This window comes from Lysinibacillus parviboronicapiens, from assembly GCF_003049575.1.
Taxonomy (GTDB): Bacteria; Bacillota; Bacilli; order Bacillales_A; family Planococcaceae; genus Lysinibacillus; species Lysinibacillus parviboronicapiens.
Map to the genome: position 1 here is coordinate 1 of NZ_PYWI01000057.1, position 9,282 is coordinate 9,282.

Below are 9,282 nucleotides of genomic sequence, written 5' to 3' on the forward strand. Positions count from 1 at the left end.
TGAGGTAGATAGGTTCGAGGTGGAAGTGTGGTGACACATGGAGCTGACGAATACTAATCGATCGAGGACTTAACCAAAATGTTTGAAACATTCAATGCACCGTTTATCCAGTTTTGAAAGAACAACATCTTTCTAAAAGAGGGTTTCAAGATACGAGTAGTTCAAGGAAGCAATTGAGAGAAGGAAGGAGCGTACCTAAGTACGTGACTGACTGAACGAATGAAGCTGACAAAGAAAGACGACGTATATTGAAAGCCAACAATAGTCTAGTGATGATGGCAAAGAGGTCACACCCGTTCCCATACCGAACACGGAAGTTAAGCTCTTTAGCGCCGATGGTAGTTGGGGGCTTCCCCCTGTGAGAGTAGGACGTCGCTAGGCACACAAAACAGTCAGCTGAGTGCTGGCTGTTTTTTTATTTATGAAAATACTAATGAAAAAATCAAATAATTAAAAGAAAAGTGTGCAAAACTTCTATAAAAAGCTGCTATCCGATGATAATCAGCTATTCATTATAATTTTGTGATACTATAAGTTGATAAAAAAGTAGTGTTATTAAAGTTAGATGTTGCGGTTTGAGGTTCTTGTTTTTTCCATAAGTAAGTATTTCACGTGCAATATTATACCTGTAAGGAAAGAAATTCTTTCTCTTACAATTGGAAATTAAGGGATACAAATTGATATAATTAAAAGTCTGAATTGTCTTTCTTTTATAAGTTTCTTGACAGTAGCATGACACGTTGTTAATCTTACAATTAATATTCTTTTAACTATAGGGGGAAGTTACGATAATGTGGGAAACTAAATTTGCCAAAGAAGGTTTAACTTTTGATGATGTATTATTAGTACCGGCTCATTCAGAAGTATTACCGAAAGATGTTGATTTATCAGTTCAACTAACACCAAAGATTAAATTAAATATTCCAATGGTCAGTGCAGGTATGGATACTGTTACAGAATCTAAAATGGCTATTGCTATGGCGCGCCAAGGTGGTATCGGTATTATCCATAAAAATATGGGTATTGATGAGCAAGCTGAACAAGTAGAAAAAGTAAAACGTTCTGAAAATGGTGTTATTACAAACCCATTCTTCTTAACTCCGACTCACCAAGTTTTCGATGCAGAGCATTTAATGGGTAAATACCGAATTTCAGGTGTACCAATTGTGGATAGTATGGAAAACCAAAAGCTCGTAGGAATTATTACAAACCGTGATTTACGTTTTATCTCTGACTACTCTTTAAAAATTGAAGATGTAATGACAAAAGAAGACTTGATTACAGCTCCTGTTGGTACGACTTTAGAGGATGCTGAAAAGATTCTTCAACAATATAAAATCGAGAAACTACCAATTGTTGATGAAGACGGTAAATTAACTGGTTTGATCACAATTAAAGATATTGAAAAAGTTATTGAATTCCCGAACGCTGCAAAAGATGTACATGGACGTTTACTAGTTGGTGCAGCGGTAGGTGTTTCAAAAGATACTATGATTCGCATTGAGAAGCTTGTGGAGGCACAAGTAGATATCGTAGTTATTGATACAGCACATGGTCATTCAGAGGGTGTGCTACAAACAATTCGTTCGATTCGTGAAACTTACCCTGAATTAGAAATCATTGCTGGTAACGTGGCAACAGGTGAAGGCGCTCGTGCATTATTTGATGCTGGTGCAGATGTTGTCAAAGTAGGTATCGGACCAGGCTCTATTTGTACAACTCGTGTTGTTGCGGGCGTTGGTGTACCACAAATTACAGCAGTTTACGATTGTGCGACAGTTGCTCGTGAAGTTGGTAAAACAATTATTGCGGATGGTGGAATTAAGTACTCTGGTGATATCGTAAAAGCTCTTGCAGCTGGTGGTAACATCGTTATGCTAGGATCACTTCTAGCGGGTACTTCAGAATCTCCTGGAGATACTGAAATTTTCCAAGGTCGTCGCTTTAAAGTTTATCGTGGAATGGGATCAATTGGAGCAATGGAAAAAGGCTCAAAAGATCGTTACTTCCAAGAGGATGCGAAGAAACTAGTACCAGAAGGTATTGAAGGCCGTCTGCCATATAAGGGTCCACTAGCAGATACAATTTATCAACTTATTGGTGGTATTCGTGCAGGTATGGGTTACTGTGGAGCACCTAGCCTTGAATATTTACGTGATAACGCTCAGTTCATCCGTATGACAGGTGCAGGTCTTCGTGAATCACACCCACATGATGTACAAATTACTAAAGAATCACCAAACTATTCAATGTAATATATTGTTAGCAACTTTTATGCTCTCGTATCGTCTACAAAGATGGCACGAGAGCATTTTTTTATGATAGAGATTGCGCACGGACGATAGTATCTATGATAAAATTGTCGAGGACAAGATTATTTATTGGAGGGCTTTGAAGGTGAAAAAGACAATGAACACCGTATTACGTTTGCTCCTAATTCCTGCTCTGTTATTTAGTATGTTTGCGGGAATTCCTGCGAAGGCAAATGCGGAATCAGATTTAGGACTAACAGTAGACGCTGCGATATTAATTGACGCAGACTCAGGAAAAATTCTATATGAAGAAAATGCAAATACTTCGTTAGGTATTGCGAGTATGACTAAAATGATGACAGAGTACTTACTTCTAGACGCAATTGATGCGGGTACGGTGAAGTGGGATCAGGAATACCGTGTAACAGATTATACGTATCGTATGTCTCAAAACCGCGCTTTAAGTAATGTACCATTACGTGCAGATGGTTCTTACACGATTCGTGAATTATATGAAGCAATGGCTATATATTCTGCTAACGCTGCAACAGTGGCAATTGCAGAAACCATTGCAGGAACTGAAACTGAATTTTTAAAACTAATGAACAAAAAAGCGGAAGAGCTTGGTCTTAAAGATTATAAATTCGTAAATTCTACAGGCCTTAATAATGCAGATTTATTTGGCATGCATCCATCAGGGACAGGCCCAGAAGATGAAAATGTGATGCCTGCTAAATCTGTAGCAAAGCTTGCGTACCATCTGCTAAAAGATCATCCTAAGGTATTAGAAACGTCTAAAATTACGAAAAAGACGTTCCGTGAGGGTACAGATGATGCAATTGAAATGTCTAACTGGAACTTTATGTTACCTGGGCTAGTATTCCAATATGAAGGTGTAGACGGTTTAAAAACAGGTACAACAAACTTCGCAGGGCATTGTTTCACAGGTACTGCTGAGCGCAATGGTACACGTTTAATAGCAGTAGTGATGAAAGCCGTAGATGCAAGTGGTCAAGGCTCATATAAAGCCCGCTTTGATGCTACAGCAAAGTTATTTGACTATGGCTTCACACAGTTTTCAAAACATGAAATTATTCCAGCAGACTATAAATTCAAAGATCAAAAAACAGTGAAAGTTACGAAAGGGAAAGAAGACAAAGTAGCTATCGCTGTGAAAGAGCCAATTTCATTTATGGTGAAGTCATCAGAAAAAGATTTATATAAACCTAAATTAGAGTTAGATAAAAAGAGTTTGGAAGCAGAAGTGAAAAAAGATACTGTTGTGGGTAAGGTCGTTATTGAGCGCACAGAAGGCACAGATTACGGCTTTATTGATGGCAAGGAGTTTTCATCCGATGTAGTCACAACAGGAGCTGTGGAACGCGCTAGCGGTATCTCACTATTCTTCCAAGGGATCGGAAGCTTCTTCGGTAATCTATGGGGCGGCATTTCTGACTTCGTGGGCGGTTTATTTTAAAAATTAATGTAGAAGGAGCACGCAGATGTTTAAAAAACATAGCGTGTTCTTTTTTCACGTTTTATGACTGATTTGCATACGCTATTAGTCGAAAGGATGTGGCTAAATGTGTGGCATTACAGGGTGGGCTAGCTTTCAAAAGGATTTGCGTAATAGTGATCAAATATTGAAGTCTATGACGCAAACGTTAAATAAAAGAGGACCAGATGATGAAAATACTTGGTGTAGTCAACATATTGCATTTGGCCATCGACGGTTAGCAGTTATAGATTTAATCGGTGGGAAGCAGCCGATGAAAAAAGTACACGATGGTGTAAACTATGTCATTACATATAATGGCGAGCTATTTAATACAGAGGAAATTCGCAAAGAGTTGCAAAAGAGAGGGCATATTTTCACAACACATTCAGATACTGAAGTACTTTTAACTGCTTATATAGAATGGCAAGAGCAATGTGTAGATTATTTAAATGGGATATTTGCTTTTGGTGTGTGGGATGAAAAAGCACAATCACTTTTTTTATGCCGGGATCGCTTAGGTGTAAAACCGTTGTATTATACGGAGCAGCAGGGTGGTTTGCTGTTTGCGTCAGAAGTGAAGGCATTATTGGCACACCCAACGGTTCAACCAATCGTTAATACGGAGGGGCTAGCCAATATTATGGCTGTAGGCCCATCAAGAACACCAGGGAAGTCATTGTTCCATAATATTAATGAATTGCGCCCCGGATATGCTATGCGCTTTTCAAGAGAGGGAGTACGCATATGGCAGTATTGGCAGTTGCAAAGCAAAAAACATGAGGAATCGCTAGAAGATACTATTGATCAAGTACGTTTTTTACTAACGGATGCAATTGAACGCCAGCTTATATCAGATGTACCCATTTGTACTTTTCTTTCAGGTGGCTTAGATTCAAGTATAATTACAGGTATTGCCGCAAATACGTTCCAACAACAAAATAAACGCAACCTTCATACGTACTCAATTGACTATGAGGACAATGAACGCTTCTTTAATCCGCATTCTTTTCAAGTGTCAACGGACACATATTGGATTCAAAAAATGAAAGAAACATTTGATACAACCCACCATGCAGAAGAAATTTCACAACAACAGTTACTTGCTTTATTAGTAGAAGCAGTAATTGTAAGAGATTCACCAGGTATGGCTGATGTAGATTCCTCGTTGTTATGGTTTTGCAGGGAAATTAAAAAAGATTTTACTGTCGCGTTATCAGGTGAATGTGCGGATGAAATTTTCGGTGGCTATCCATGGTTTACAGAGAGTACTGAAGGTTTTCCATGGATACGATCATTACCTGAAAGAACGGCCATGTTGCGAGAGGAATGGCGTAAAAAGTTATCTGTCGAATCGTATGCACAACAAGTATATGCACAAACAATTGGCGAAGTGCCACACCTAGATGGGGAAAGCATTGAGGCGTCAAAGCGACGTGAGATGTTTTATTTAAACATGGTTTGGTTTATGCAAACATTGCTCGAACGGAAAGACCGTATGAGTATGGGTGCGAGTCTGGAAGTGCGTGTACCGTTTGCAGATCATCGTCTTGTAGAATATGCATGGAATATTCCTTGGGAAATGAAGAATTTAGATGGCAAGGAAAAGGGATTACTTCGAAAAGCAATGGAACATTTATTGCCTGAGGAAGTGTTATATCGAAAAAAGAACCCCTATCCGAAAACCTATCATCCTGTGTATACAACTGGTGTTCAAAAATGGTTGAGAGATATATTGAGCGATAAAAATTCTATATTACATGAATTATTTGAACGACAAAAATTATCAGAGCTTATTGAAACAGGAGGCAAAACCTTTAAGGTTCCTTGGTACGGACAATTAATGGCAGGTCCTCAGTTACTTGCCTATTTAGGGCAGATACATGTATGGTTTGAGCATTATAATATTCAACTGAAGGAATCTTAAAAAGCAACAACCATCCATTCGCTTATAAAGCGAGATAGATGGTTGTTTTCTTTTATATTAAGGCATCTTATGTTAGTGATTATCTGCCATTAAAGTAATTTTTGGTATATTCCAGCAATCCATTAGTCTCTCAATTGAAGCTTCAATCTGATGAACGGGGATACCACCAAAGCCTAGTAAAAACTGTGCTTGTGTAGACAAGAGTCCATCCAGGCGATAATCCGATAAAGGATAGATACCAATCCCTGCATTGTTGGCATGCTGCTGTAATTGTTGTTCTGATAAAGGATGTTGAACGTTGAGTAGGACATGCATTCCGGCCTGTTCCCCTGTCATCTTAACTTGTGAGGAATAGTTTTCTAAAATAGTAGTTAACTTATCATGCTTTTTTCGATACACTTTCCGCATGCGGTTTAAATGCTTAGAAAAATGACCATCGCGCATAAAATTTGCTACAATATGCTGATCGAATCTTGGCACGGTTGATGAATAGTAGTTAAAAACATCGTTATACGTAGCAAGCAATTTTGGTGGCAGCACAAAATAAGCAACACGTAAGGAAGGCATTAAAGATTTTGTAAAGGTACTCATATAGATAACTTTATCGTTACGATCTAACGCTTGAAGGGCAGGAATAGGTTTTCCGGTGTAGCGAAATTCAGAGTCATAATCATCCTCGATAATATAACGAGAAGGGCTCTGCGCAGCCCAATTCAAAGCTTGTGCTCGTCTTGTGGCAGATAATACAGCGCCTGTTGGAAATTGGTGAGAGGGTGTTATATAAACAACATCCGCACTTGTTTTTTCGAGTGCATGAATTACGATCCCTTCATCATCGACAGCAATTGGTAAAACCTTACGCTTATATTGTGAAAACATACGATGCACTGTAGGATAACCCGGATTTTCAAGTGCAAAGCAAGTATCTTCGCAAAAGAGACGTAAAATCATTGGGAGAAGCTGCTCTGTACCAGAGCCAATGACAATTTGCTCTGGACTACAAACAACCCCACGGGATTGGTATAAATAATTCGCAATTTCTGTCCGTAATGCTGGTTCTCCTTGGGGCTCCCCTGTTAGTAATAATTCTTTTGAAGCATCATCAAAAAGATCTCTTGCGTATTTACGCCATGTTTGGAAGGGAAAAGCATCAATATCAATAGAACCAGGATTAAAATCAATGTTAAAGGATTTTTTCTTGGGTTGTTCGTTTATGAAAGCTGTTGTATCTGGTTGAATATACGGGAGGTCGTCAATTTCCTCTACAAAATAACCAACCCGTGATTTTGACATAATATAGCCTTCAGCAAGCAGTTGAGCATAGGCAATTTCAATTGTTGTTTGAGAAATATTTAAAAAATCTGCCAATTTTCGTTTCGACGGTAATTTTTCACCGACGGCAATTTTTTTCGTAATAATGGCTTCTTTTATACCACTATAAAGCTGATCATAGAGCGGTTTACCGCCATCTTTTTCAAGTTCAAATAATAACATGTCCATGTTCAATAATTCACCTGACCTTATGATTATTTTATAAACTGAATATTTTTATATGGTCAATTTCTATTATACTAAATTTCATCATGAAGGTGGAGGTTTTAGAAAATGAAACAAACTGGGACAGAGTTAGTAAAACGTGGCATGGCTGAAATGCAAAAGGGTGGTGTCATCATGGACGTTATTAATGCTGAGCAGGCAAAAATCGCTGAGGCAGCGGGTGCTGTAGCTGTTATGGCTTTAGAGCGAGTACCATCAGATATACGTAAGGCGGGTGGTGTTGCCCGGATGGCCGATCCACGCATCGTAGAAGAAGTAATGGGAGCGGTCTCAATTCCTGTGATGGCAAAGGCACGTATTGGTCATATTGTAGAAGCACGTGTGTTAGAAGCGATGGGTGTTGATTATATTGACGAGAGTGAAGTGTTAACACCAGCAGATGAGGAATACCATTTATTAAAGAGTGATTATACAGTGCCTTTTGTTTGTGGTTGTCGTGATTTAGGGGAAGCGGCACGTCGAATTGGAGAAGGCGCTTCAATGCTACGTACGAAGGGTGAGCCTGGTACAGGGAATATTGTAGAGGCAGTACGACATATTCGTAAGGTAAATGCACAGGTGCGAAAAGTCGTAGGTATGACAGAGGACGAATTAATGACAGAAGCTAAATTACTTGGGGCGCCATTTGAGTTATTACGAGAAATTAAAAGAATTGGTCGCTTACCAGTCGTTAACTTTGCAGCTGGAGGTGTTGCTACACCAGCGGATGCGGCGTTGATGATGGAGTTAGGGGCAGATGGAGTATTTGTTGGCTCAGGTATTTTTAAATCCGAAAATCCAGAAAAATTTGCACGTGCCATTGTAGAAGCTACAACACATTACAAGGATTATAAGATAATTGCGGACATTTCCAAAGAACTTGGCGTACCGATGAAAGGTATTGATATTGCACAGTTAAGTCTGAATGAACGTATGCAAGAACGAGGCTGGTAAGATGAAAAAGATTGGTATATTAGCCTTACAGGGTGCGGTAAGAGAGCATGTACAAATGTTAGAGGCACTTAGTTGTGAAGCTGTATTAGTAAAACATGTAAAGGATTTAGCAGAGCTGGATGCGCTTATATTGCCTGGTGGAGAAAGTACAACGATGAGGAAGTTACTAAATCGTTATGAGCTTCTTGCACCAATCAGTGTACTTGCGCAACAAGGTTTGCCGATGTTTGGTACTTGTGCGGGACTCATTTTGTTGGCAAAAGAAGTAATTGATTATGAACCGCATTTAGGTGTGATGGATGTAGTGGTGGCGCGCAATTCTTATGGACGTCAGGTAGATAGCTTTGAGATTAAACTTGATATTCCAGCAATCGGTGACGCAATATCAGCAGTATTTATTCGTGCACCGCATATTGTATCGGTTGGCAAAGGTATTGAAATTCTAGCACAGTATGATGGGAAAATCGTGTTAGCTCGTGATGGTCATCTACTAGGGTGCTCATTCCATCCAGAATTAACGACGGATTCACGTATCCTCGAATATTTTGTGACATCTATGGTGTGACTTGCAAAATATCGTTTCATATAGTACAGTATGGTTAAAATTTAAATAACTGAACACGATGATGGGAAGTAGTAGCAAGCACGTTTTTTTTAGAGAGTCAGCGGGTGGTGGAAGCTGATAAAAGCACTTGTGAATCCGTCCTGGAGTTGCGCAGTCGAAGTGAGTAAAGTAGGCTGTCGCCGGTTGAAATGCCGTTATGAGATAAGTGGATTAGGCGAATGTCTAATCAATTAGGGTGGCAACGCGGGTAGCTCTCGTCCCTTTCATGGGATGAGGGCTTTTTTGTGTTCATTTATAAAACCTACTCCCATCATTATCAATCTACTGGAGGTATGAACTATGTTAGATATTAAACGCGTCCGCGACAATTTCGCGGAAATAAAAGAAATGTTGTTAACACGTAATGAAGATTTAGGAAATTTAGACGACTTTGATGGCTTAGACGCGAAACGTCGTGAGTTAATCGCTAAAACAGAAGAATTGAAAGCTGAACGTAATAAAGTATCTGAGCAAATTTCTGTGATGAAGCGTAACAAAGAAAATGCAGATGCAG

6 protein-coding genes, 1 rRNA gene, 1 pseudogene and 1 other annotated feature are annotated in these 9,282 nt (G+C 39.2%); of the genes and pseudogenes, 7 read left to right on the forward strand and 1 reads right to left on the reverse strand.

Annotation, left to right across the window (positions count from 1 at the left end; all coding sequences use genetic code 11):
• Positions 1 to 265 precede the first annotated feature (265 nt).
• The 4 genes from rrf (at position 266) to asnB (ending at position 5,674) form a co-directional block, all read left to right on the forward strand.
• Positions 266 to 381, forward strand: a 5S ribosomal RNA gene (gene rrf, locus C9J35_RS22405).
• 410 nt (positions 382 to 791) lie between these two features.
• A complete protein-coding gene (gene guaB / locus C9J35_RS22410; RefSeq protein WP_010856978.1) occupies positions 792 to 2,255 on the forward strand; it encodes an IMP dehydrogenase in 1,464 nt (487 codons plus the stop codon).
• A 142-nt stretch (positions 2,256 to 2,397) separates the two neighbouring features.
• Complete coding sequence (locus C9J35_RS22415; protein WP_107927045.1) at positions 2,398 to 3,729, forward strand: D-alanyl-D-alanine carboxypeptidase family protein; 1,332 nt, start codon at positions 2,398 to 2,400, stop codon at positions 3,727 to 3,729.
• Between the two features lie 106 nt (positions 3,730 to 3,835).
• Positions 3,836 to 5,674 (forward strand): asparagine synthase (glutamine-hydrolyzing), encoded by a 1,839-nt coding sequence (asnB, locus tag C9J35_RS22420; protein WP_107927047.1) that lies wholly within the window; start codon positions 3,836 to 3,838, stop codon positions 5,672 to 5,674.
• A gap of 72 nt (positions 5,675 to 5,746) precedes the next feature.
• Here asnB and pdxR read toward each other — a convergent pair whose 3' ends face one another.
• Positions 5,747 to 7,174, reverse strand: coding sequence for a MocR-like pyridoxine biosynthesis transcription factor PdxR (pdxR, locus tag C9J35_RS22425; protein WP_107927049.1), 1,428 nt, complete (start codon positions 7,172 to 7,174; stop codon positions 5,747 to 5,749).
• Positions 7,175 to 7,279: 105 nt separating this feature from the next.
• Here pdxR and pdxS point away from each other — a divergent pair, with 105 nt between their 5' ends.
• The 3 genes and pseudogenes from pdxS to C9J35_RS22440 form a co-directional block, all read left to right on the forward strand.
• Positions 7,280 to 8,164 carry a pyridoxal 5'-phosphate synthase lyase subunit PdxS gene (gene pdxS, locus C9J35_RS22430; RefSeq protein WP_054768653.1) on the forward strand — a complete coding sequence of 295 codons (885 nt, stop codon included), beginning with the start codon at positions 7,280 to 7,282 and terminating at the stop codon, positions 8,162 to 8,164.
• A gap of 1 nt (position 8,165) precedes the next feature.
• A complete protein-coding gene (gene pdxT / locus C9J35_RS22435; protein ID WP_054768652.1) occupies positions 8,166 to 8,729 on the forward strand; it encodes a pyridoxal 5'-phosphate synthase glutaminase subunit PdxT in 564 nt (187 codons plus the stop codon).
• 49 nt (positions 8,730 to 8,778) lie between these two features.
• Positions 8,779 to 8,994, forward strand: a binding site (T-box leader).
• Between the two features lie 74 nt (positions 8,995 to 9,068).
• Positions 9,069 to 9,282: pseudogene (locus tag C9J35_RS22440) on the forward strand (serine--tRNA ligase); the annotation flags it as partial.